Here is a 21386-nt window from a genome sequence, read left to right on the forward strand (position 1 = left end):
ATCAGCAACGGGGGCGCGGAGCTGTCGCCCAGCGCCCCATCGTTACCCGAGTCAGTTGGCTTCGGCGATGATCAGCACATAGGGTTCGAAGGCGTTTGCTTCCTGAAAGACAACCTGGGCCCCAGCCACGGAATGCGACCGCCACTTACTTCCCATGCGGACTTCAATGTCGCCGCCGTTCACGTCGCGAATGGCGGTCAGCGTTTCAATGAGTTGCTGAATCGTCATTCCTTGCCCTCCGATGGGGCAGCGCTGACGGTCGCTCCTTTACCAAAGGCGGCTGCTTTGGCCTTGGCGCGCTTTGGCGCAGTAACGCTGTAGCGCATCGCGCCGTCTTTCACGGCACCGGCAATTTCAACGCCGCCGCGCTTCAAGTCGCCAATCAAACTGTAGGCGGCCTGCTTGCTGATTGATAGCTGCTCGGCGATCTCTGCCACGCTAACGGCACCGGCAGTCAGCATTTCCTGCACGCGGGATTTCTTGGTCTGCGGCTTGTCGGTCGCTACGTCTTTGCTCTTGGGCATGGGATGTTCTCCTGTCTGGCACGTCCTTGTTGGACGAAAAGCAGACTAGGATAAAATTCCTATGTGAGTAGAGCGACTGGTAGTTGTCATCTGACGTTTGATAACCGAAAGCGGCGCTATTCATTGGTCCGAAAACAGCCTAAGCATGGTTGATGAGTTTTTTGATTGCCCTGATAGTTGGCGTGGCCATTTCCCTCTTTCGGGGCTTTAGAAGCAAGTCACGGGGGTATCAATATGCTCTCAGTGAGGGGCGTTACACCGACTTTGCAGTCGGCGTCGGTGTCGGCGCGGCGCCGTTCGTTTTTATCGCGTGGTTGGTACTCGCATTTCTATAATGGGGGAGTAATCTGAAATGCAGACTGTCGATGCTGCTAAGCACGCAGAAATGGTAGGCAAGTCTGTCTTTCCAATCCTGCTTGTCGTCATCTACGGCGTCTACCGCGTCGTTCAAGAGGGTATCGCGCCTGCGGGATGGCCGAGCGGCACCATTCTTGTGGTGGGTGGAATTCTGTCCGCAATTTGCATTCTCGCCTATATGCGCGCCATCGAAAGCGGCCCTGGTCGGAGTTGGGGTAAGGCAATGGCGGGGTTCAGCGGTCTGATCCCCTACGCATACTCCTTGTACGTTTTGGGCTTCGTTGGCATCTGGACTCTGATCCAGCTTTTCAGCGCCGGGTTCAGTGTGATGGGCCTGCTGGTGGGAATAGCCGGATTGCTGCTTGGATACCGTATCCTGAAGACGTTCCATGACATCACCGAACTGGGAAACGCCCAGCTTGAGGCCGAGAAAACTGGCGCGGCCTAGCATGGCGCAGCGCGCCGCCCGCACACTTGGGGCGACGCGCATTGTTGTCGCGCTACAGGCGAGGGCTTTGGCCGGCCTAGCGGCGATGTCCGTGGTCCCGTAGGAACTTGGAATAGGTGCGGGCGCTGCCGGTGATGTGGTAGTATTGCTTTCCACGGCCCCTGGCACTTAGGACAAAGACACCCTTCATTCTAAGGTCCTGCACAATCGCCCTGATAGCCGCCTGGCTGCAGTCGAATACGTAAGCGAGATTTCCCACTTCACATGGCCCCCTCCGCAGCATGTCGTAGATCTGCTCGGTCTTCGATGGCTTCCGAACTGGGGTAGGAAAGGCGACGATGTTGTCGGCGATCTCTGCACTCATGGTATTGTTCTCCGTGCTGTGCGCCCTCTGGACGAGGGCGCTTTCGCGACGAGCCGCATGCATGCTCGCGCATTATTCCAGCAGTGCATCCGTGCACGGGATGCGCCCAGCCTTTAGGTGGCCGGAGAATTGATCGAATTATCGCTCGAATCGATCTGAAGTCAAGCAGGAGACGGCCCTTACTAAACCATTACTAGTTGCAAAACGGGCCTTGAAAGGGAGGACCACCAAATCTCCGCAAAGCCTTATGCTGCTTGGCTTTGGGAGTGGTGGGTGCGCACAGGATTGAACTGTGGACCCGCTGATTAAGAGTCAGCTGCTCTACCAACTGAGCTACGCACCCACTCGGCCGGAAAAACCGGCGTTGGCGGGCATATAGCCGCCGACATCCGCCATGTCCAGCCCCGTGGGATTCATTTCCCGACAAATCGCCGAAGTGCCGCGCCCGTCAAACAAAAAGCCTGCCTTCAGCCACCTTCACCGCATGGCCGCCGATGCGGGCGGCCGCCAGTTTGCCGCCTTCGACATTCAGTTCGAGGCGAATGCGCGAAGGCCGGCCCATCTCCAGCCCCTGCTCGATCCACAGTTGTGAAACGCCGTCCGTCGGGCCGTCGAAATGCATGATCGCGCCAGCGAACGCGGCCGCCGCTGAGCCGGTCGCCGGGTCTTCGTAGGACGGATTGCCGGGCACCATCATGCGGACATGGAAGGCGCTGTCGTGATGCACCGTCTCGCGGCAATAGACATAGGGGCTGGCGAAGGCCCATTCGCTCTTGCGTGGTGCGAGCTCCGACCACGCCTGGTTGTCCAGCCTGATCCGGGCGGCCGCCTCCAGATTGGCGACGGGGATGGTCACGTAGGGCACGCCCGCCGACCAGAACGAAACGCGGTGGTTCTCGAAGCCGATCTCGTGCGGCCCAAGGCCAAGTGCGGCGCCGATCGCCTCGGGATCGGCCGACAATGCCAGCTGCGCCGGCAGTTTCGCCAGGTCGAACTCGGCAAAGGTCGAACCGTCGTGCTTGCTGACAGCGCAGCGCACCGGGCCAATATTCTCCTCGAGCACGAAGATGCCGGCGGCCTCTCCCGCAATTTCGGCGAGCGCTATCGCCGAGCCGACGGTTGGGTGGCCGGCGAACGGCATTTCATAGTCGGGCGTGAAGATACGGACGCGGGCCCGGTGCTTCGGGTTGTCCGGCGGCAGCACGAAGACGGTTTCGGACAGGTTGAACTCGCGCGCCACCGCCTGCATCGCCGCAACGTCCAGCCCGTCACAGTCGAGCACGACGGCCAGCGGATTGCCGGCCAGCCGGTTGGTGGTGAATACGTCGTAAAGCAAGTAATTCCGCGGCTGCATCTCAGTAAGTCCTCTGCCTCATTCCCAACATGAGCGAAATTTAATTTGAATTTTGAACCATAAGGCCTGATTTGTGCACTGATGGGATATCACTGAACATAGGGGTCCGGCGTGGACCAGATTGTCAATCTGCCAAAGACGGAATCCGCTTCCGCCATCGAGACGGCGCTCGGGCTTGACCACCAGGGCCTGAAGACAAAACGCCGTCGCGGTTGGCGTTACGCAGTGTTCGCACTGCTTGCCGTCGCCGCGAGTGTCGTCGGCTACCAGTGGTATGCGGGCTCGCCCGCCAAGATCGAGTATACCACGACACTGGCTACCATGGCCGACCTTACCGTCGCGGTTTCGGCTACCGGCACGCTGCAGCCTCTCACCCAGGTCGATATTTCCAGCGAACTCTCCGGCGTCGTCCGCTCGGTTTCGATCAACGAGAACCAGCTGGTGAAGAAGGGCGATGTGCTGGCCGCGCTCGACACCGCCAAGCTGGAGGTGCAGATCGAGCGCGCCCAGGCCTCGGCCAAGGCGGCGGCGGCGAGCGTCGAGGACGCCACCGTGACCCTGGCCGAAAACGAAAAGGCGCTGGTGCGCGCGGCACAACTGACCAAGCGCGGCATGGCGACGGACCAGTCGCTCGAAGCGGCAACCGCCACGCGCGACCGCTCGAAGGCGGCGCTCGATATTGCCAAAGCCAACCTCGCCACGGCCAGTGCCGATCTCAAGGCGCAGCAGACGGATCTTGCCAAGAGCACCATCTTCGCTCCGATCGACGGCATCATACTGACGCGCTCGGTCGATCCCGGCCAGACGGTCGCCTCGTCGCTGCAGGCGCCGGTGCTGTTCGTCATCGCCGCCGATCTGAAGAACATGGAGTTGAAGGCGGCGGTCGACGAGGCCGATATCGGCGCCGTCAGGCCCGGCCAACATGCGCGCTTCACCGTCGACGCCTTCCCGGAACGGCCGTTCGACGCCGAAATCCGCGACATTTCCTATGCCTCGGTCACCACCGACGGTGTCGTTACCTATGATGCAAGGCTCGACGTCGACAATAGCGAGCTTCTGTTGCGGCCCGGCATGACAGCCACCGTCTCGGTCGTCACCAAGCAGGCCAAGAACGTGCTCACCGTGCCATCGATCGCCTTCCGCTACCGGCCGGCGCAGACGGCGGAGCGCGGCTGGAGCCTCACCGACCTGTTCACCGGCCGCATGGGACGCCCCGGCGGCAACCGCCAGCACCAGGCGGCGGCGAAGCCCACCGACGGCTCGCGCACGCTCTACGTGCTGGAGAATGGGCGGCCGCATCCGGTCAACGTCAGGGTCGGCTCGACAGACGGAGAACTGACCGAGATCGTCTCCGGCCTGGAGGAAGGCGCGCAAGTCATTACCGCCTCGCAGCAGCGGAGCTGATCGTGGCATCGGGCGCGACCACCCTCATAGGCTTCGACAAGGTCTGGAAAAGCTATGGCCAGGGCGAAGCCCGGGTGCATGCGCTGGCCGGCGTCGACCTCGCCATCAGGCGCGGCGAATTCATCGCCATTATGGGCCCGTCCGGTTCGGGCAAATCGACGGCCATGAACATCATTGGCTGCCTCGACACGCCGACCGCTGGGACCTACAGCTTCGAAGGCATCGACGCCGGCCGTCTCGATCGCAATCGCCGCGCCGTACTGCGCAACCTCTATGTCGGCTTCGTCTTCCAAGGCTACAACCTCTTGCCGCGCACCACGGCGGCGGAGAATGTCGAACTGCCGCTGATCTACCGCGGTGTTGGTGCCCGCGAGCGTCGCGGCCTTGCCATGCAGGCGCTTGCCGAGGTCGGCCTTGTCGGCCGCGAGCATCATACGCCGGCGGAGCTCTCCGGCGGCCAGCAGCAGCGCGTGGCGATCGCCCGCGCCATCGTCACCAGGCCGACGCTGCTCGTTGCCGACGAGCCGACCGGCAATCTCGACACCGCACGCACGCACGAGATCATGGAACTCCTGACGCAGCTGAACAGCGAGCTCGGGCTGACTATCGCCATGGTCACGCACGAAGCCGATGTTGCCGGCTATGCGCAGCGCACGATCCGTTTCCTCGACGGCCATGTCGCCTCCGACACAGCCAATCTCGAGATGGCCTAGCCATGATCTGGGAAACCGTTCGCCTCTCGCTCCGCTCCATCCGCCGCAACGTGCTGCGCTCGTTCCTGACGCTGCTCGGCATCGTCATCGGCGTCGCCGCCGTCATCGCCATGCTGACCATCGGCTCGGGCACCACCGAAAAGGTCAAATCCGACATTTCCAAGCTCGGCAGCAATCTGCTCGTCATCCGTTCCGGCCGTCCGGCCGGGCCTGGCGGACCTGGAGGGCTCGATCAGGTCGTCCGACCGCTGGGCGACAAAGATCTTGCAGCGCTTGTCGCGCATCTGAACGGTGCGCGCGCCATCTCACCGGCGTCGCAAAAGCAGGTGCGCGTCATTTTCGGCACCGAAAGCCTGACCTCGGGCGTCACCGGCACCGAAAGCGCCTATCTTGATGCCCGCGACTGGAAGCTGGTTTCGGGCCGTCCGTTCAGCGATTCGGAAACCCGCTCGGGGACCGGCGTCTGCCTCATCGGCGAGACGGTGCGCCAGCAGTTCTTCGGCGCCGGCGACCCTGAAGGCGAGATCATCCGCGTCAACCGCACTTCCTGCAAGATCATCGGCTTGCTCGAACCGAAGGGCTATACCGGTTTCGGCCAGGACCAGGACAATGTCGTGCTGATGCCGCTCGCCGCCTATCAGCGTCGCATTGCCGGCAATCGCGACATCGATTCGATCTATGTCGCCGCCGACGACCGTACGCCAACCACGGTGCTGCAGCAGCGCGTCGAGGACATCTTGCGCGACACACGCCGCATCACGCCCGACCGCGACGATGATTTCTCGATCCGCGACATGACCCAGATCGCCGATGCCATGGCCAGCGCGACCACCACCATGACTGGCATGCTCGGTGCCGTCGCCGGCGTCAGCCTGCTCGTCGGCGGCATCGGCATTATGAACATCATGCTGGTGTCGGTAACCGAGCGCACGCGCGAGATCGGCATCAGGCTCGCCATCGGCGCCCACGAAAAGCACATCCTCATCCAGTTCCTGGTCGAGGCAACCGTGCTGTCGCTGCTTGGCGGCATCATCGGCATCCTGATCGGCCTGGCCCTTGCCGGCCTCGCCTCGCTGACGCTGACGATCCCGTTTGCGCCAAGCCCGGCGGTCATCCTGCTTGCTGTCGGCTTTTCCGCGCTGATCGGCATGGTGTTCGGCTTCTTCCCGGCGCTGCGCGGCGCGCGGCTTAACCCGATCGACGCGCTGAGGCATGAATAGGCATTGCAGCAAGTGTCGCCTCCAGACGCTGCCAATTTTTTATGCAACCTGCCCTTGTCGCAGCACATTCTGCAATGATAACAATGCTGTTGGGGACTAAGGGGGGAACAATGGATGAGCAAGAAAGCGCGACTGGCTCTGGCGATTGTGATCGTCGAAGCCGCCTTGGCAGGGCTTTGGTGGAATTTGATCCTTTATGGGATGGAGAATCCCGATCGCGTCACCGCTGACTTCCAGCAGGTAATTGGGCAGACGATGGGAACAGCGATGGGGGCGCTCCTGGGTCTCGGCGTGCTGTTGTATTTTGTTGCCGCCCGCAACGACCGCAAGGCTATTGAAGGTAGGCTACGACGTTAGAGTTGGAAACCTTGCTCGCTCGCAAAGTGCCATTCGATCAGCGGTCTCATATGCGGCATCAGCCCGTCCGGCAGATCGGCGGCATTGCGGATGATTACAGGGCTTTCGATTTCAGGCTCTGATTCGGCGGCGACGAATGCACTGATCCGCTGTGCCAGGTCGTCGGCGGAGGCCGTCTCGCGGTAGCGGCGAAAGATCACCGTGCCGGTTGCCGTCGACAGGGCGTAATGGCGCCTGCCGCGTGTCGCACCTGATAGATCGAGCCCGGTTTCCTCCAGTACCTCGCGGATCATGTTGAAGTCGACGTCAACAATGCCGTTGCGGAAATCGGTTGGCTCGAACGAACCGGCGGCGAAGTAGACGCGCCCGGCATTGACCGTATGCGGTGCCATACGGATCGCCACCAACGCGTTGTCGCCGGCGACCAGCATGGCGTGCGCGTAGGCATGTTCGGCGCCAGGCACCTGTCGATTGCTGCGCCAAAGCATGAAGGTCGAATAACGCACCGCATGGCAACGGCCGACTAGGCGAGTGTCGCGATAGCTGAGAGCGGAAAGCAGCACCACGGTGCCGTCGAAAAGCGCCGGCTTGGCCGCGGTCTCACGCCGCCAGTTCGCCGCGATCGCGTCGGCATGATCGCGCTCGAACGGATGCGGGCCGGAATCGAGCCTGACGTCGATGGCATCGACCGGCAGGATGACGTTGCGCGGCAAATCGAAACTCACGCCTGTCTCACACCACATCGAGGGCAATTGCTACTGGGCAATGGTCGGATGCCTTCGGCCGGTCCCACCCGGCGCGTGGGAAGCGCTCGACCTCCTGGCCCGCCGGAAATATGGTGCGCCAAGGCTGTCCGCTACGGATGATATCGGGAACGGCGGTGGCGTTCTGCCTGGCTAGCGCCCTCGATAAAAGGATGTAGTCGAGCTGGCAGAGATGCCGCTCTTCCGGTCCGCGCGTGTGATAGAAAGTCCAGCGGTCCATTTCCGGCCGCCGCTCGACCGCGTTCTCGCAAAAACCGCCGGCAGTGAGCACGTCGATGCAGGACCGGGTCTCGTCGATCACCTCGAAGCGATGGCCGTCGAAAACATCGCCAGTGATCTTCACGCGCTGCCGGTAGTCGTTCATGTCGCCGCAGATTGCCCAGCGCTTGTCGGCGGCATTATCCTTGCTGAAGCGCTCCTCGATGATCCGGCGCACCGCTTGCGCCTCGGCGATGCGCAGCGGCATTGTCGCCTCGCGGCCGTCGAGGCCGTTACGGGGCGAGCCCATCGACTTGAAATGCACGAGATACAGCGTCAACGGCGCGCCAGCGACCGTCAGATCGATTTCCAGGCAGTCGCGTCGGAAGATGCGTTCATTGGCCTGGTGACCAAGCGCTGCCAATTCCGCCGTGTGCAGGCCGAATTGCTCGAACGTGACATAGGCGTAGCTAGTCATGCGCACGAATTCGATTGGCTGGCCCTGCGCGGTCTCGTTGCGCATCATCACGGCGACGTCGATGCCGCGCGAATCATTGCCGGCGGTGGTGTATTTCTGCCGGTAGCCTTGCCCCACCATCTTGAACAGATAGCCATATTCGAAGGCCCTCAGCGCCTCGATATTGTCGACTTCCTGCATGCAGATGATGTCGGCGCGGGTGGCCGCGATCGCCAGCGCCGTCAACTGGCGCGTGTCGTCGGATTGCGCGATCGCCCGCGCCTGCTCGAGCATCTTGTATTCGGCCTCGCTCTGGATGTCGAAAAGCGCCAGTGTGCGATCTTCGTTGAGCTGATTGCGGTATCCGGAATAATCAAACCTGTTCATCAGGTTTTCGACGTTGAAGGTGGCAAGGCGCAGCGACATGGCTTTGAGCTTTGCCCGCAAGCGCGCCCGAAAACAAGGGCGCAGAAACCAGGCGGCTCTGATTGATCGCGCGCTCGCCATGGTTGACGGAACCTTTTTGTTCATCTTCCGTTCAGATGGAAAGTTCCATCAATAGGCCCTTCCCCGAGGTTTCTGGGCGTGGGGCCTGAATTTCGGAGAGTGCGATGAAACCGCTCTTTTTATCTTCCGTCAGATCCGGGCTGATGGCCCTCGGTCTGATCGCCAGCCTCTCGGCCCCGTCGCTTGCCGGGCCGATGCCCAAACCCCTGCTGCCGGTGGCGGGCAATGCCGCCGACATCGTGCAAATTCGTGAAGATTGGGCAGGCGGCAATGACAGGCAGATCTGGCGTTGGCGCAATCGCGGCTTTCGGCAATGGCACGGCGACGATGGTTGGAGATGGCGTTCCGGCAATTTCCGCGGCCGTCATTTTTCGAGACACTGGGACAATGGCGGCTGGGACGACAGCTGGCGCTGGCGCCACCATCGCCGCCATTACCGCGGCGGCTACTATGATGATGGTGCGGGTGCCGCGATTCTTGGCTTGGGCCTGGGCCTCGGCCTTGGCAGCCTGTACAACAGCTACAACTACTACGACGCGCCGCCACCGCGCCGCTATTATCGCGCAGGGCGGCTTTCCAGTGCACATGTCCAATGGTGTTACAATCGCTACCGGTCGTACCGCGCCTGGGACAACACCTTCCAGCCCTATTACGGGCCGCGCCAGCAATGCTACTCGCCCTATAGGTAAGCAGGCCGACAACAAGCATCATTCGGCGCCGTGCTTCGCGGCGCCTTTTTCTTCCAGCCAGGAACCGCGAACATCGCCCAGTCCCGACTGCTGATAACGCTATTTTTATCAGGCAGGTCTAATAATCCTCCCGATCAGAACGCCCGAGACGCGAAAAATGGCTGGATTGCGTGCGATGGCCGAGGACGAACAGAGGGACAAACACCGGCAGCGCGTCTTGAAGGGCGCGACGATCCTGACCGGCGTGAGCAATTCCGAGGTCACATGCACGCTGCGCAACATGCACGCCGGCGGCGCCGAATTGAAGGTCTCGATCGACGCGCGCGTGCCCGATGAGTTCCTGCTCTATGTCCCGACCGACGGCATTGCCTACAAGGCCGTGGTCCGCTGGCGCCGCGAGGATCGTATCGGCGTGATGTTCACCGGTACCGAACCAAAGCCCAGTTGGCACTACGGCTGAGATCCCGGCGCTATCCGGGTGGCAGGACTCGCAGTGTCTGCTCGTCAAACAGCGGCTCATCCTGGCCGACGCGAACGAATAGAAGCTTTCGCAGTTCGGGTGATTGCACCTCGAAATACTGAATGCCGTCCGGGGCTTCGCCCCATTCGCCGCAAGGCGGTACGCCGACCTCGTCAGGGTTGGCGACGGTCTTCAATTCCTCACGATAGGCGGCATTGGGACTGAAAACATACCGGAGGATGCGCGAGGGCGTCGCCCCTTCGGTGTAAGGCATGAGCACGCAACGTGTGCTGATGGCTTTCTCGGTCTTCTCCGTAAAAATGCGCTGCAACGCAGCATCGGCGGCCTCGCCAGGCAGCATATCGAAGACTTCGACGACAGGATCGGCCGGCCCGCCGTCGCTGTATTCGATGGCAAGAGCATTGCCGCCAAGCTCGAAATGAATCCGGCGAAGACCGAAATCGCAACGCTGCACCCAGGCAGCCAGCCCGACATCCCTGTCCGCCAGCCGTTCCCAAGCGCATTTGTCGACAGGCGGACGCGACGGCTTGCTTTGGTCGGCACGAGCGCCGGTTGCCATGGCAATAAGGACCGACAGGGCGAACATGCAGGTCGGCAGTCTCTTGCTATTCATCGCTACAACCCGTCAAACTAAAGGCGTCCCAGGCTGAACCGTCGGGATTGGCTTTGGCGAAATCGGGCCATTCGGTAAAAATCGCGCCGAAGTCAGGCAACAGCAACCCTGCCGGTGCCGGCGAGGCTTCGCGGGAATTCAACTGCTCGGCACCGCCTGCATTGAACGCATAGACCTGCCCATCCCACACTCTGCACAGCCCGGTGCCGTCCTCGAGACCAGCCTCACGATCGTCGTCGGTGCAGGTGTGCCGGATCGTGCCCACAGGAAAGGAGTACTTGCCATTGGTCCAGGTAATGTCCGACGGCAGACGAATGTCGGTATTGGGCACGATCAACGAAAAGACCTCGGTCGTCAGCGCGGCCGGCTCGTTGTTGGTTGGCCGGAACTGTATCGTCGCTCCCGAACGCGGCTCGCGATAGGTCGCATGGCTGAGCGAACATTCTGTTGCGTTCGCTGCTTGCAACAGGCTCAGCATGCTCAGAAAAATAGCTGCTGCTTTGCGGATGATCATTTAAGTCCCTTGGAGCAGCATCATTGTGAAGTTTGAGCATCGATGCTTTAGCATGGCCCAAGGCCGCGTCGAAAAGAAAGAATCGATGATGCGAAATCTCTTGATGCTCATTTCGATCTTAACATTTACGTGCGGCAGCGCCTTTGCCACGGAACCCTATGTGGGCACATGGTCCGGGGACAGATCGAACTGTACCGCCGTTGCGGATGTTCAACGCCAGACTGTCTACACATTGTACCGCGACGCGCTGTCGGTCCCTGCTCTCGGCTGCGAACACGCATCGTTTCTCAAGACGCCTACGGGCTGGGTGGCTCGGGCCAGCCAATGCTACGGATCCGACCCGTCGGCCGAAGAGCCGTTCTCCCGTGTCATCCATATTGTGGTCGACGGGGCGACGGTGAGATTGACATGGCCTGGCTTCGACAGCGGAGTTCTTGTCAGATGCTGAAGACAGGCGTCTTTTTCCGCTGGATATGCAGCCTAGGACAGCAGCTTCAGATGACGCCTACCAGCAGCGCGGCTCCACCGAGGAGGCCAACTGCGCAGACCCACAGGAGCCAAAGCCCGCTCACCCTGCATTCGAGAACCGCTGCAACCGGGTTGTCGGGATCGTAGTGGACCTCGACCTTGTCGCCCTGGAGGTAGCGCTGCGATCGACCGCTGACGAGGCTCGGCAGCGAAGCCGTCACGTTTGCGCCGAACGCGATGCGATCGGCGGCGTAGCGCTGGCCGGCGACGCTATAGCTGTAGACGACGCGGGATTTGAAGACTGTCCGCCAGGGCCGATAGCCGCCTCCGGACCTGTCGCGGGTCTCGAATTTCTGCAGGCCCGAAGCATCGATGCGTCCTGCCGTGATCGGCCATTTGGCCGCCTGTTCCGCAAGTGACTTCTGGGCAAAGCCCATGCGCAGGACAAACAATCCCATGAAAAGCAGCAGGGCAGCGGCGCCGAGGTTCTGCGGCCTGGGCAAAAACGGCCGGATCGCTTCGAGGACGCCGCCGACGGAGAAGACCAATACAAGCGCGCCGACCACCAGCCCGGCCGAAAGCTGGACCATGAACTTGAAGGAGCCGTCGGGCATGGTGCGTTCGATCACCGCCTTGGCTGGATCGGCCGGATTGTAGAAGACGGTTACGCCGGCCCCGTTTGGAAATTTCGCAAGGGTTTCCGCCACTGCAAAGTTTCCAAGGTTCTCCTGCACGCTGTAGTGCGAACTGCGAAATGTCTTGCCGTTCACCTTGTATTCGAAGGTGATTGCCGGGAAGTTGCGGATTTCGGTCGACCCACTGCTGTCCGAACCGGATCCCGAACTGGTCACCTCGCGGGCCTCGACCCGCGATGAGATGATTTTTCCCGGCGTCGGAGACCAGCGGCTGACCGCCCTCACCTCCCACCATTTCAGCAAGGTGACGAGGGAGAGCATGCCGGCAACCGCGCAGGCAAACCCGATCAACAGAAATTTGAGTTCCAACTCTCACCCCCTTGGCACTTTTGTGCCATGCCCCGCACAGGCATATCACGGTGATGAGGATAGTGCGCCTGTCCAGAAGCCTGGAAACCACACGATCTTGATGCGAAAAGGCCGGCGGATCGCTCCGCCGGCCTTTCTTGATCGGCAATGAAATTGCGATCAGTTCTTGGCCTTGTCGACCAGCTTGTTCATGGAAATTCCCACGCGCCCGCAGGACGAAGCCCGAGGACGGGTAACGAAACGAACGTGGATGTCCTTCAGTTCTTGGCCTTGTCAACCAGCTTGTTCTTCGAAATCCACGGCATCATCGCGCGCAGCTTGGCGCCGACTTCCTCGATCTGGTGGCTGTCGTTGTTGCGGCGGATGCCCTTGAAGCGCGACATGCCGGCGCGGTATTCCTGCATCCATTCCGAGGTGAACTTGCCGGTCTGGATATCCTTCAGCACGCGCTTCATCTCGGCCTTGGTCTCGGCGGTGATGATGCGCGGGCCCGAGACATATTCGCCCCATTCGGCGGTGTTCGAGATCGAGTAGTTCATGTTGGCAATGCCGCCTTCATAGATCAGGTCGACGATCAATTTGACCTCGTGCAGGCACTCGAAATAGGCCATTTCCGGCGCGTAGCCGGCTTCCACCAGTGTCTCGAAGCCGGCGCGGATCAATTCGACTAGGCCGCCGCACAGCACCACCTGCTCGCCGAACAGGTCGGTCTCGCACTCCTCGCGGAAATTGGTCTCGATAATACCCGAGCGGCCGCCGCCAACGCCGCAGGCATAGGAGAGCGCCAGGTCGAGCGCATTGCCCGAAGCGTCCTGGTTGACCGCGACCAGGCACGGCACACCACCGCCCTTCTGGTATTCGCCGCGCACCGTATGGCCAGGCCCCTTCGGCGCGATCATCACGACGTCAACCGAAGCTTTGGGCTCGATCAGGCCAAAATGCACGTTGAGGCCGTGGGCAAAGGCGATCGCTGCGCCATCGCGGATGTTCGGCGCGATCTCGGATTTGTAGATGTCGGCCTGCAGCTCGTCCGGCGTGGCCATCATCATCAGGTCGGCCCACTTGGCGGCATCGGCTACGCTCATCACCTTGAGCCCGTCGGCCTCGACCTTCTTGGCGGTCGCCGAGCCGGCCTTGAGGCCGATGGCGATGTCCTTGACGCCGGAATCCTTGAGGTTGAGCGCATGCGCCCTGCCCTGGCTGCCATAGCCGATGATGGCGACCTTCTTGCCCTTGATCAGGTTGAGATCGGCATCGCGATCGTAATAGACACGCATTTTTGTTCCTTCCCGTTTTGAATTCAGAGGCCTTGCGGCCCGGTTTTTGCCCCGTAAAGAGCGAGAAACTGCTGCGTCGCCCGGACGGCATCGCCGCCGATCGCCGCATCAGTCAATTCCAGCCGGTCGCCAAGCAGCAGGCGGATCTGCACGTCGCGGGCGACCAGCCCGAAAAAGGTGCGGAACGCCGTCTCCGCGTCGGAAAACTCGAGGAAACCAGCTTCCTTGCCTGCCTCCAGCACCGGTTTAAGGCGCCGGGCCAGTGCGAAGCGGCCGTTCTCCAGCACGATGGCGCCGAGATCGTCCTTCCCCGAACTAGCATGGCCGACCGCCACCCTGTTCAGCGCGATCGAGGTGTCGCTCGAAATTACCTTGAGCCAGTCCGAAGCGAAGCGTTCGAGGCTCGCCGTCAGCGAAGGGAGGTCGAGCCCCTTGCGGTCGACCGGCACTACCCGCACCTTGGACGCCTGCCATTGTACCGTTGCCGTCAACAGCCCGTCGCGATCGCCGAACCATTTGTAGAGCGTCTCCTTCGAGCAGCTCGCCCGCCGCGCCACGGCGGTCATGGTCAACTGATCGCCCTCTTCGACCAGCAGGCGAAGGGCGGCGTCGAGCACGTCCTTCTGCCGCTCCGTCAGCGCCTCGCTGGTTTCGATGTCGGTCACAGCGTGCAACACAGTTTTTCCTCAGGACGCGAACTCACCCGCAGTTCAGATACGAGCTCGATGGCGTACCGTACGTTACGGTTCGGCTTTATGGCGTATTGCCCGACCCGACGCAAGCCTTTATTTCTGTAGCTTGCTCCATGCGGGGCATCACGGGAGACACTGATCATGCTCGCCGGATTGCTTGCGTTGACCATTACCGCAGTGTTCGCGGGTGCGGCTATCTACGTCAGCGTCGCCGAACAGCCGGCGCGGCTTCGCCTCGAGGACAAAGCATTGCTGCAGGAATGGCAGCCTTCCTACAAGCGCGGCGCCGCCATGCAGGCCTCGATCGCCGTCATCGCCTGTATTCTAGGCCTCGTCGCGTGGTGGCTGACCGGCAATCTCGCTTTTCTGGCCGGCGCTGTGCTGATCATCCTGCCTTGGCCATGGACGCTGCTGGTGATGATGCCGGCAAACAGGTTGCTGGAGGCGATGGACGCGAACTCCGTCAATCCTGAAGCTCGGACATTGATCGCCAAATGGGGCAATCTGCATCTGGTCCGCGTCGGGCTTGGCGTTCTGGCGACGTTGGCATTCCTCTTGGGCAGTGCCTGACCTCGTCAATCGGTCGCCATCTTCGTCATGAAGGCGTGTCACTCCAGGGCGGGCGGATCTCGCAGGCGCCCAAGCAGAGCTGACAGCGCGTCCAGTTCAACATTGGAAAGCCGGGAGCCGACCAACTCCGCGATCGACCGGCCGTAGACAGCCCACATGCGGCGGCGCGTCTCGCGTCCCTTGTCTGTGACGCGGACTGTTTGCCCGCGGCCGTCATCGGCAACTGGAAGCTTCTCGACCTGCCCGTCGGCTTCGAGCCGCGCCAGCAGCCGGGAGATGTTGTACTGCGCAAACAGGGTGCGCTCGGTGAGTTGGAACGGCCGCAATCCGCCCTCGCCCGCCTCGGCAAGCTCGTGCAGGACGTCGTACCAGGCAAGCGGCGGCAGGCCACTGTCCTTCAGCGCGTCCTCGGCTCTTTCCAACAACTGGCGCGAAACCCGCATCAGGCGAGCCCAGGCCTTGATGGCTGGAGGTGTAGGAATCCCGGTCATGATTGCATCGTAGGCGATAGATGCAATTGCATCAAGCTTGACGATCGATGCAAATGCATCTATATAGATGCAATCGCATCAATCACGAGAGGCAATTCCGATGAAGCATGAAATCTGCAAGATCGCCGACATTCCGGAAACAGGCAGCCTCATCGCTCCGTTTTTCGGCCGCGAGGTCCATGTCTACCGCAGCGGCGAGCGTATCCGCGCCGCCGCCAACGTCTGCCTGCATTTCGGTGGCCCGCTCGACTGCAAGGACGGCAAGCTCGTCTGCCAGTGGCACGGCGCCTCGTTCGACATGGCGAACGGTGATCGCCTCGAAGGCCCGGCGCCGAAGGGCTCCCGCCTGATGTTCCTCTCCACCCGCGTCGAGGACGGTGCTTTGAACTATGTCTGGGGGGAGTGAGATGACCGACAAGCTCACTCTCGTCAGCCATCATCTTTGCCCCTATGTGCAGCGCGCGGCGATTTCGCTTCGCGAAAAGGGCGTGCCGTTCGAACGCATCACGGTCGATCTCGCCAACAAGCCTGCCTGGTTCAAGGCGATATCGCCGCTCGGCAAGGTGCCGCTGCTCCGCGTTGAGCATGACGGCCAGGAAACGGTGATCTTCGAATCGCTCGTCATCCTCGAATTCCTCGAGGAAACCCAGCCCAATCCGCTGCATCCCACCGACCCCTACGCCCGTGCCCGGCATCGCGCCTGGATCGAGTTCGGCTCGGCAATCCTCAATGCCATCGGCCGCTTCTATTCAGCTCTCACCGAAGCCGCCTTCATCGCCGAACGCGGGGCTCTGGCAGCAATGTTCGATCGCCTGGAAGTGGAACTGGCGAACGGCGCGGCTGGACCATGGTTCGACGGCGAGCGCTTTTCACTGGTCGACGCGGTCTACGGCCCGATTTTTCGCTATTTCGACGCCTTCGACCGGATCGGCGATTTCGGCATCCTGGACGGAAAGCCGCATGTCCAGGTGTGGCGCGAGGCGTTGCGCAAACGCCCATCCGTGAAGGGCGCGGTCGCTCCCGATCATCCGCAACGCCTCCATGCATTCTTGCAGGCTAAGGGTTCGCACCTTTCGGAAATCATCCGCCAAAACGATCCGGCCACAGCGCTTCCGCAAGCCCTATCGGCTTGAATGGATTGAGCACCGTTCCTGTAACCATGGAAGCAAGAAACTGCGGCGCCGGCGGGACTTTTGCCAGCGTCGCCACCAGCCTGTCGCGGACGAACGGCATCACAATCGAGTCCGATTGATAAAACGGCGTCAGCACCAGCGACAGCGCCTGGAAGACCCGCACATGCCATCGCCGTGTCCGGACATAGGCCTCCAGTGCAGTATCGATACGGTCCGTTCCTATTAGTGCGTAGTTGAGCGCGGCTGCATCGAGCAGCGCCATGTTCGCGCCCTGGCCGAGCTGCGGGCTCGTTGAATGGGCCGCATCGCCGATAACAGCCAATCGCCGTCCGGCTGGCGTCTTCATCGTGTGATGGCCATAGCGCGCCAGCGAGAGCTGCTCGAAACTGTCGATCTGGTCGATGAAGGCCGCGCATTCAGGCCACAGCCCGACCAATCTCGCCTTCCATGCCTCGAGACCTGCCGCCCAGACGCGCTCGGCATCCGCCGGCTTGAGGCTCCAGAAGAATGCCGCCATCTTCTGGGCATCCGGCTCGGGCCGGCCGATTGGCAGCACGCCGATCATCACGCTCGCGCTGTCGTAGCGCTGCAGCAGCGCGTGCTCGTCGAAACCCTCGCCGCGCCAGCCAAGCGATGCCCAGAACGCGCCATAGGCGAGCGATCGCGGTTCGCCCGGATTGTTCACGCACCGCCGCAGTTTGGAGCGCGAACCGCTGGCATCCACTACCAGGTCGAACGACCCTATCCGTTGTCCGTTGCCGCAGATCAATGTTGCCCGCTCGCCGGTTTCCAGCGTCTCGAGCTCGATACCTGTCTCAATGGTGAGCGCCTGGCGCCGGGCGGCGCGGAAAAGCACGCCGAACAGAGCCGCGCGGTGCACCGCCAGCCCGAAGCGGCCGCCACTCCGGGCATCGTAGCGGACGTTGAGCACTGTGCGGCCGGTCTTGGCATCTGCACCATGCAGGCGGTCTATGCGGCTGCCCAGCGCCAGAATGTCATCGAGCAGGCCGAGATCGGCAAGCACCGTCAGCCCGGTCGGCTGCAGGATCAGCCCGGACCCGACCGGTTGTGGCTGGTCGAAGCGCTCGAAGATGGTGACCCTATGTCCGGCGCGCGTGAGATAGAGCGCGGCGGCAAGTCCAGCCGGCCCGGCGCCGGCAATCGCGATGTCCAGAGAATTGCCCATCTGCCCGCCCCAACCCAGGCCGGACAATCCTTCAGCACCGCCGCTAAATCAAGCCGCCGTCTCGGCCTGGGGGCTCAGCCTTCGGCAGCATCGAAAACCTTCCGTGCCTCGCGTACAGCGCCGTGATTGAGCTCGGCCCATTGGATCAGCTGATGCAAGGGTCCAAACATCGAGCGCCCGAGATCGGTGAGGCTGTATTCGACGCTCGGCGGTTTGGTCGGGAACACCTGGCGATGCACATAGCCGTCGCGCTGCAGATCGTGCAGCGTCTGGGTGAGCATGCGCTGTGAAATATCGGGCACCAGCCGCCGCAATTCGCCGAAGCGGTACGGCTTCTCGGCCAAGGCCTCCATCAACAGTGAACTCCATTTATTGCTTATGCCCTGGATCACGTCGCGAACCGGGCAATCCGCAAGGTTTCCGCCACCGCTGCCTGCTTTGTATATCTCGAGCTTCGATCTCAGATTGACGATCTTGCCGTCCATGGCTGGTTCCCTGGGTGTGCCTACCTCCCGCAAAACTGCCTTCTTTACGAGGATGGGTCAATTCCTATTTTAGTGCTGGTCTCTTTTTGAGACTAACATATGCACCCGCCGCTCCGGCGCAACGTCAGGACATCTCATGACCGACACCCTTCTCGTCACCGGCGCCTCCGGCCAGCTTGGCCGCGGCGTCATTAATCATCTGCTTGACACGCTCAAGGTCTCCCCTCAGCGCATCATCGCCGCCACCCGCAACCCGGAAAATCTGGCCGATCTGGCAGCCCGAGGCGTCACCATCCGGGCAGTCGACTTCGACGACGCCACGTCGTTGGCCAGTGCATTTACCGGTGCGGGCAGGGTTCTGATCATTTCGACAAACGAGCTCGCCGTTCCGGGCAAGCGCCTGAAGCAACATGAGGCTGCGGTCGCCGCAGCAAAAAGCGCCGGCGTTTCGCATCTGCTCTACACGTCGATGCCCAGTCCGGAGCCAGGATCGCCGGTACTGTTTGCGCCTGATCACCACGGCACCGAGCAGGCGATCAAGGCGAGCGGTATCCCCTACACCATCTTCCGCAACGGCTGGTATCAGGAGAACCTGTTCATGGCGCTGCCGCACGCCATCGCGTCGGGGCAGTGGTACACATCCGCCGGAGACGGCCGCATTGCCCATGGCGCGCGCGACGACATGGCCGCGGCGATCGCCGCCAGCCTTGCTTCGAGCGGAACCGAAAGCACGACATACACGCTGACCGGCCCCAAGGCCCACACGATGGCCGAGATTGCAGCCCTCGTCACCGAAGTTACCGGCAAGCCGATCGAGGTCGTCCAGCTTTCGGACGAAGCGCTGACCGGGGGATTGAAGGCAGCCGGCGTCCCCGAAGGTTTCGCCCCGGTCATCGTTTCGTTCGACACCAACACACGCTCCGGCCGCATCAGCATGGTGACCGACGCGGTCGAGACGCTGTCCGGCAGGAAGCCGCGGCCGCTGAAGCAATTTCTTGAGGCAAATAAGGCGGCTCTGGTGAGCTGAGCCTGACAAATGGCCGTGCCCTTCGAAGGGCACGGCCATTTATTTAGATAGCCACCTGCGTTCCGATCTCGACCACCCGTCCGGTCGGGATCTGGAAATATTCCGTCGCATCGGCCGCCGTGCGCGCCAACCCGATGAACAGCTTGTCCTGCCAGACCGGCATGCCGGAATTGGGCGAGGCCTTGAGAGAGCGCCGCGACAGGAAGAAGGACGTCGTCATGATGTCGAACTTCCAGCCCTGTTTGCGGCAGATCGCCAGCGCACGCGGGATGTTGGGCTGCTCCATATAGCCGAAGGTCAGCGTCACCCGCATGAACAGCTCGTTGACCATTTCCATCTTGACGCGCTCGCTGTCGGGCACAACCGGCTGCGGCGCCGTCACCACCGAAAGGATGACGTTCTGCTCGTGCAGCACCTTGTAGTGCTTGAGGCTGTGCATCAGCGCCGTCGGCGCGCTCAGCGGGTCGCTGGTCAGGAACACCGCGGTACCCGACACCAGATGCGGCTTCTTCTTCAGCAGATTGCCGGCGAGGAAATCGAGCGGGATCTCGTTCCGGCGCGTCTTGTCGAACAAATAGCGGCTGCCGCGGATCCAGGTCCACATAGTCATCACGATAACTGCGGCGATGGCAAGCGATGCCCAGCCACCTTCAAACACCTTGACTATGTTGGCGGCAAAGAAGCCGGTATCGACGAAGGCGAACACGGCCATCAAGGCGATCGCGACGCCGAGCGGCCATTTCCAGATGCGCGTCATCACAACAAAAAGCAGTACATTCGTCACCAGCATGTTGCCGGTCACCGAAATGCCGTAGGCCGAGGCCAGGCGGCTGGATTCGCCGAAGCCGACCACCAGCAACATCACCACTAGCGCCAGCATCAGGTTGATGCGCGGCAGATAGATCTGGCCCGACTGTTTTTCCGACGTATGCTGGATAACGAAACGCGGCAGCATATTGAGCTGCACCGCCTGTCTGGTCAGCGAAAAAGCGCCGGAGATCACCGCCTGGCTGGCGATGACGGTCGCCGCCGTCGCCAGCACGACCATCGGAATAAGCGTCCAGCCCTGGTTCATCTCGAAGAATGGATGACCGACAACGCCGCCATTTGCCAGCACGAAGGCGCCTTGCCCGACATAGTTGAGCAACAGACAAGGAAACACGATTGCCAGCCAGGCGAGTACGATCGGCTTGCGGCCGAAATGGCCGAGGTCGGCATAGAGCGCCTCGGCGCCGGTGACGGCGAGGAAGACCGCACCAACCGTGACGAAGGCGACATCGGGCGAGTTGACCAGGAACGACACGATGTAATGCGGGCTGATCGCCAGCAGGATTTCCGGATCGGCGATGATGTGGTTAATGCCGGAAAGGCCGATGGCCAGGAACCACAGCGCCGTGACTGGCCCGAACACCAAACCTACGCCGCCGGTGCCGAATCGCTGCACCGCAAACAGGATCGCCAGGATGGCCAGTGTCAGCGGCACCACATAGGGCTGGAATGTCGGCGTGACGACATTCATACCTTCGACCGCCGATAGCACCGAGATCGCCGGCGTAATGACTGCGTCGCCGAAAAAAAGCGCCGCGCCGACGATGCCGATGCCGAGGATCACCGCCGAGCGCGTCGGGAAACTGTTGCGCGCCAGCGCCATCAGCGACAGCACCCCGCCCTCGCCTCGATTGTCGGCGCGGAGCACGAACATGATGTATTTGATGGTGACGGTGATCGTCAGCGACCAGATGATCAGCGACAACACGCCGAGGATGTCGCCACGGTTGGCGACGTTGCCACCGGCCGATGCGTGCAACGCCTCGCGAAATGCATAGATCGGGCTGGTACCGATATCGCCGTAAACCACGCCGAGCGCGCCCAGCATCAGCACCTTGGTGCTGTGCTGTTCGACCTCAGAATGGCTGGATTGTTCGACAGGTTCTGCCTCGTTACCAGCATTGGTAAGGGCCATGGACGACACTCCGGTAAGCGGGCGGTGCTCTACGCTTGCTGCGCTGCAATATCAAGTGCCGTCACGTAATGGCTCCGTCCCGATATTGCGAGTCCTCCACGACTTGGCAGACTCAGTCCGATCGGC

At 61.7% G+C, this 21386-nt stretch carries 27 protein-coding genes and 1 tRNA gene; 12 read left to right on the forward strand and 16 right to left on the reverse strand.

Going from position 1 to position 21386, the window contains the following annotated elements; genetic code table 11:
• Nucleotides 1-51: 51 nt before the first annotated feature.
• Both NKH41_RS09635 and NKH41_RS09640 read right to left on the reverse strand, forming a co-directional pair.
• Nucleotides 52-228 carry a hypothetical protein gene (locus NKH41_RS09635; protein ID WP_352932527.1) on the reverse strand — a complete coding sequence of 59 codons (177 nt, stop codon included), beginning with the start codon at nt 226-228 and terminating at the stop codon, nt 52-54.
• On the reverse strand, nt 225-524 hold the full coding sequence (locus NKH41_RS09640; RefSeq protein WP_352932530.1) for an HTH domain-containing protein: 300 nt from the start codon (nt 522-524) through the stop codon (nt 225-227). The genes NKH41_RS09635 and NKH41_RS09640 overlap by 4 nt, the downstream gene beginning before the upstream one ends.
• A 352-nt stretch (nt 525-876) precedes the next feature.
• Here NKH41_RS09640 and NKH41_RS09645 point away from each other — a divergent pair, with 352 nt between their 5' ends.
• Nucleotides 877-1329 carry a hypothetical protein gene (locus NKH41_RS09645; RefSeq protein ID WP_352932533.1) on the forward strand — a complete coding sequence of 151 codons (453 nt, stop codon included), beginning with the start codon at nt 877-879 and terminating at the stop codon, nt 1327-1329.
• 76 nt (nt 1330-1405) lie between these two features.
• Here the strand turns inward: NKH41_RS09645 and NKH41_RS09650 are convergent, their stop codons facing one another.
• The 3 genes from NKH41_RS09650 to NKH41_RS09660 form a co-directional block, all read right to left on the reverse strand.
• Nucleotides 1406-1693 (reverse strand): hypothetical protein, encoded by a 288-nt coding sequence (locus tag NKH41_RS09650; RefSeq protein ID WP_352932536.1) that lies wholly within the window; start codon nt 1691-1693, stop codon nt 1406-1408.
• A gap of 267 nt (nt 1694-1960) precedes the next feature.
• Nucleotides 1961-2036, reverse strand: a tRNA-Lys gene (locus NKH41_RS09655).
• A gap of 105 nt (nt 2037-2141) precedes the next feature.
• Nucleotides 2142-3047, reverse strand: a complete 906-nt coding sequence (locus tag NKH41_RS09660) for a PhzF family phenazine biosynthesis protein (RefSeq protein ID WP_352470212.1) — start codon at nt 3045-3047, stop codon at nt 2142-2144.
• Nucleotides 3048-3158: 111 nt separating this feature from the next.
• Between NKH41_RS09660 and NKH41_RS09665 the strand changes: the two genes are divergently transcribed.
• From NKH41_RS09665 to NKH41_RS09680, 4 genes are all read left to right on the forward strand, one after another.
• On the forward strand, nt 3159-4451 hold the full coding sequence (locus NKH41_RS09665) for an efflux RND transporter periplasmic adaptor subunit (protein ID WP_352767848.1): 1293 nt from the start codon (nt 3159-3161) through the stop codon (nt 4449-4451).
• A 2-nt stretch (nt 4452-4453) separates the two neighbouring features.
• Nucleotides 4454-5164 (forward strand): ABC transporter ATP-binding protein, encoded by a 711-nt coding sequence (locus NKH41_RS09670; protein ID WP_352767846.1) that lies wholly within the window; start codon nt 4454-4456, stop codon nt 5162-5164.
• A gap of 2 nt (nt 5165-5166) precedes the next feature.
• The gene (locus NKH41_RS09675) at nt 5167-6384 is read left to right on the forward strand and encodes an ABC transporter permease (protein WP_352767844.1); all 1218 of its coding nucleotides are present in this window, start codon (nt 5167-5169) and stop codon (nt 6382-6384) included.
• Nucleotides 6385-6498: 114 nt separating this feature from the next.
• Nucleotides 6499-6741, forward strand: coding sequence for a hypothetical protein (locus NKH41_RS09680; RefSeq protein ID WP_023720771.1), 243 nt, complete (start codon nt 6499-6501; stop codon nt 6739-6741).
• Here NKH41_RS09680 and NKH41_RS09685 read toward each other — a convergent pair.
• Nucleotides 6738-7466, reverse strand: coding sequence for a hypothetical protein (locus NKH41_RS09685; RefSeq protein WP_352767842.1), 729 nt, complete (start codon nt 7464-7466; stop codon nt 6738-6740). The two genes, NKH41_RS09680 and NKH41_RS09685, sit on opposite strands and share 4 nt — an antisense overlap.
• Nucleotides 7467-7473: 7 nt before the next feature.
• Nucleotides 7474-8586, reverse strand: a complete 1113-nt coding sequence (locus tag NKH41_RS09690; protein WP_352767840.1) for an endonuclease/exonuclease/phosphatase family protein — start codon at nt 8584-8586, stop codon at nt 7474-7476.
• On the opposite strand from NKH41_RS09690, the gene NKH41_RS09695 reads away from it, so the two are divergent.
• From NKH41_RS09695 to NKH41_RS09705, 3 genes are all read left to right on the forward strand, one after another.
• The gene (locus NKH41_RS09695; RefSeq protein WP_352470206.1) at nt 8585-8722 is read left to right on the forward strand and encodes a hypothetical protein; all 138 of its coding nucleotides are present in this window, start codon (nt 8585-8587) and stop codon (nt 8720-8722) included. The two genes, NKH41_RS09690 and NKH41_RS09695, sit on opposite strands and share 2 nt — an antisense overlap.
• Before the next feature lie 49 nt (nt 8723-8771).
• The gene (locus NKH41_RS09700) at nt 8772-9356 is read left to right on the forward strand and encodes a BA14K family protein (RefSeq protein WP_352767838.1); all 585 of its coding nucleotides are present in this window, start codon (nt 8772-8774) and stop codon (nt 9354-9356) included.
• A 175-nt stretch (nt 9357-9531) separates the two neighbouring features.
• Nucleotides 9532-9816, forward strand: coding sequence for a PilZ domain-containing protein (locus NKH41_RS09705; protein ID WP_352470452.1), 285 nt, complete (start codon nt 9532-9534; stop codon nt 9814-9816).
• Nucleotides 9817-9826: 10 nt separating this feature from the next.
• Here NKH41_RS09705 and NKH41_RS09710 read toward each other — a convergent pair whose 3' ends face one another.
• From NKH41_RS09710 to NKH41_RS09730, 5 genes are all read right to left on the reverse strand, one after another.
• Entirely contained in the window at nt 9827-10450 is a 624-nt protein-coding gene (locus NKH41_RS09710) for a hypothetical protein (protein ID WP_352767836.1), read from the reverse strand.
• Entirely contained in the window at nt 10443-10964 is a 522-nt protein-coding gene (locus tag NKH41_RS09715) for a hypothetical protein (protein ID WP_352767834.1), read from the reverse strand. Before NKH41_RS09715 ends, NKH41_RS09710 begins: the two co-directional genes overlap by 8 nt.
• Before the next feature lie 494 nt (nt 10965-11458).
• The gene (locus NKH41_RS09720; protein ID WP_352767832.1) at nt 11459-12436 is read right to left on the reverse strand and encodes a DUF3592 domain-containing protein; all 978 of its coding nucleotides are present in this window, start codon (nt 12434-12436) and stop codon (nt 11459-11461) included.
• Nucleotides 12437-12693: 257 nt separating this feature from the next.
• A complete protein-coding gene (ilvC, locus tag NKH41_RS09725) occupies nt 12694-13713 on the reverse strand; it encodes a ketol-acid reductoisomerase (protein ID WP_023676662.1) in 1020 nt (339 codons plus the stop codon).
• Nucleotides 13714-13736: 23 nt separating this feature from the next.
• Entirely contained in the window at nt 13737-14390 is a 654-nt protein-coding gene (locus NKH41_RS09730; protein WP_352539587.1) for a TetR/AcrR family transcriptional regulator, read from the reverse strand.
• Nucleotides 14391-14546: 156 nt separating this feature from the next.
• On the opposite strand from NKH41_RS09730, the gene NKH41_RS09735 reads away from it, so the two are divergent.
• Nucleotides 14547-14975 (forward strand): anthrone oxygenase family protein, encoded by a 429-nt coding sequence (locus NKH41_RS09735; RefSeq protein ID WP_352767830.1) that lies wholly within the window; start codon nt 14547-14549, stop codon nt 14973-14975.
• Between the two features lie 38 nt (nt 14976-15013).
• Here the strand turns inward: NKH41_RS09735 and NKH41_RS09740 are convergent, their stop codons facing one another.
• The gene (locus tag NKH41_RS09740; RefSeq protein WP_352767828.1) at nt 15014-15466 is read right to left on the reverse strand and encodes a MarR family winged helix-turn-helix transcriptional regulator; all 453 of its coding nucleotides are present in this window, start codon (nt 15464-15466) and stop codon (nt 15014-15016) included.
• Between the two features lie 100 nt (nt 15467-15566).
• Here NKH41_RS09740 and NKH41_RS09745 point away from each other — a divergent pair, with 100 nt between their 5' ends.
• Both NKH41_RS09745 and NKH41_RS09750 read left to right on the forward strand, forming a co-directional pair.
• Nucleotides 15567-15872, forward strand: a complete 306-nt coding sequence (locus tag NKH41_RS09745) for a Rieske (2Fe-2S) protein (protein WP_352470198.1) — start codon at nt 15567-15569, stop codon at nt 15870-15872.
• A 1-nt stretch (nt 15873) separates the two neighbouring features.
• Complete coding sequence (locus NKH41_RS09750; RefSeq protein WP_352767826.1) at nt 15874-16599, forward strand: glutathione S-transferase family protein; 726 nt, start codon at nt 15874-15876, stop codon at nt 16597-16599.
• Here the strand turns inward: NKH41_RS09750 and NKH41_RS09755 are convergent.
• Nucleotides 16547-17785, reverse strand: coding sequence for an FAD-dependent oxidoreductase (locus NKH41_RS09755; RefSeq protein ID WP_352767824.1), 1239 nt, complete (start codon nt 17783-17785; stop codon nt 16547-16549). The genes NKH41_RS09750 and NKH41_RS09755 overlap by 53 nt on opposite strands.
• A gap of 74 nt (nt 17786-17859) precedes the next feature.
• The gene (locus NKH41_RS09760) at nt 17860-18270 is read right to left on the reverse strand and encodes a winged helix-turn-helix transcriptional regulator (RefSeq protein WP_352466906.1); all 411 of its coding nucleotides are present in this window, start codon (nt 18268-18270) and stop codon (nt 17860-17862) included.
• Between the two features lie 136 nt (nt 18271-18406).
• Here NKH41_RS09760 and NKH41_RS09765 point away from each other — a divergent pair, with 136 nt between their 5' ends.
• The gene (locus NKH41_RS09765) at nt 18407-19297 is read left to right on the forward strand and encodes an SDR family oxidoreductase (RefSeq protein ID WP_352681723.1); all 891 of its coding nucleotides are present in this window, start codon (nt 18407-18409) and stop codon (nt 19295-19297) included.
• A gap of 43 nt (nt 19298-19340) precedes the next feature.
• Here NKH41_RS09765 and NKH41_RS09770 read toward each other — a convergent pair whose 3' ends face one another.
• A complete protein-coding gene (locus NKH41_RS09770) occupies nt 19341-21260 on the reverse strand; it encodes a potassium transporter Kup (RefSeq protein WP_352450049.1) in 1920 nt (639 codons plus the stop codon).
• Nucleotides 21261-21386: the final 126 nt, after the last annotated feature.

It is taken from the genome of Mesorhizobium sp. M1169 (assembly GCF_040318345.1).
Taxonomy (GTDB): Bacteria; Pseudomonadota; Alphaproteobacteria; order Rhizobiales; family Rhizobiaceae; genus Mesorhizobium.

Excerpts from the sequence above, each read along its gene's own strand:
- NKH41_RS09635 (WP_352932527.1), bottom strand. The coding sequence starts at position 228 with ATGACGATTCAGCAACTCATTGAAACGCTGACCGCCATTCGCGACGTG.
- NKH41_RS09640 (WP_352932530.1), bottom strand. The coding sequence starts at position 524 with ATGCCCAAGAGCAAAGACGTAGCGACCGACAAGCCGCAGACCAAGAAA.
- NKH41_RS09645 (WP_352932533.1), top strand. The coding sequence starts at position 877 with ATGCAGACTGTCGATGCTGCTAAGCACGCAGAAATGGTAGGCAAGTCT.
- NKH41_RS09650 (WP_352932536.1), bottom strand. The coding sequence starts at position 1,693 with ATGAGTGCAGAGATCGCCGACAACATCGTCGCCTTTCCTACCCCAGTT.
- NKH41_RS09660 (WP_352470212.1), bottom strand. The coding sequence starts at position 3,047 with ATGCAGCCGCGGAATTACTTGCTTTACGACGTATTCACCACCAACCGG.
- NKH41_RS09675 (WP_352767844.1), top strand. The coding sequence starts at position 5,167 with ATGATCTGGGAAACCGTTCGCCTCTCGCTCCGCTCCATCCGCCGCAAC.
- NKH41_RS09680 (WP_023720771.1), top strand. The coding sequence starts at position 6,499 with ATGAGCAAGAAAGCGCGACTGGCTCTGGCGATTGTGATCGTCGAAGCC.
- NKH41_RS09695 (WP_352470206.1), top strand. The coding sequence starts at position 8,585 with ATGGCTTTGAGCTTTGCCCGCAAGCGCGCCCGAAAACAAGGGCGCAGA.
- NKH41_RS09690 (WP_352767840.1), bottom strand. The coding sequence starts at position 8,586 with ATGTCGCTGCGCCTTGCCACCTTCAACGTCGAAAACCTGATGAACAGG.
- NKH41_RS09700 (WP_352767838.1), top strand. The coding sequence starts at position 8,772 with ATGAAACCGCTCTTTTTATCTTCCGTCAGATCCGGGCTGATGGCCCTC.
- NKH41_RS09705 (WP_352470452.1), top strand. The coding sequence starts at position 9,532 with ATGGCCGAGGACGAACAGAGGGACAAACACCGGCAGCGCGTCTTGAAG.
- NKH41_RS09710 (WP_352767836.1), bottom strand. The coding sequence starts at position 10,450 with ATGAATAGCAAGAGACTGCCGACCTGCATGTTCGCCCTGTCGGTCCTT.
- NKH41_RS09715 (WP_352767834.1), bottom strand. The coding sequence starts at position 10,964 with ATGATCATCCGCAAAGCAGCAGCTATTTTTCTGAGCATGCTGAGCCTG.
- ilvC (WP_023676662.1), bottom strand. The coding sequence starts at position 13,713 with ATGCGTGTCTATTACGATCGCGATGCCGATCTCAACCTGATCAAGGGC.
- NKH41_RS09735 (WP_352767830.1), top strand. The coding sequence starts at position 14,547 with ATGCTCGCCGGATTGCTTGCGTTGACCATTACCGCAGTGTTCGCGGGT.
- NKH41_RS09740 (WP_352767828.1), bottom strand. The coding sequence starts at position 15,466 with ATGACCGGGATTCCTACACCTCCAGCCATCAAGGCCTGGGCTCGCCTG.
- NKH41_RS09745 (WP_352470198.1), top strand. The coding sequence starts at position 15,567 with ATGAAGCATGAAATCTGCAAGATCGCCGACATTCCGGAAACAGGCAGC.
- NKH41_RS09750 (WP_352767826.1), top strand. The coding sequence starts at position 15,874 with ATGACCGACAAGCTCACTCTCGTCAGCCATCATCTTTGCCCCTATGTG.
- NKH41_RS09755 (WP_352767824.1), bottom strand. The coding sequence starts at position 17,785 with ATGGGCAATTCTCTGGACATCGCGATTGCCGGCGCCGGGCCGGCTGGA.
- NKH41_RS09760 (WP_352466906.1), bottom strand. The coding sequence starts at position 18,270 with ATGGACGGCAAGATCGTCAATCTGAGATCGAAGCTCGAGATATACAAA.
- NKH41_RS09765 (WP_352681723.1), top strand. The coding sequence starts at position 18,407 with ATGACCGACACCCTTCTCGTCACCGGCGCCTCCGGCCAGCTTGGCCGC.
- NKH41_RS09770 (WP_352450049.1), bottom strand. The coding sequence starts at position 21,260 with ATGGCCCTTACCAATGCTGGTAACGAGGCAGAACCTGTCGAACAATCC.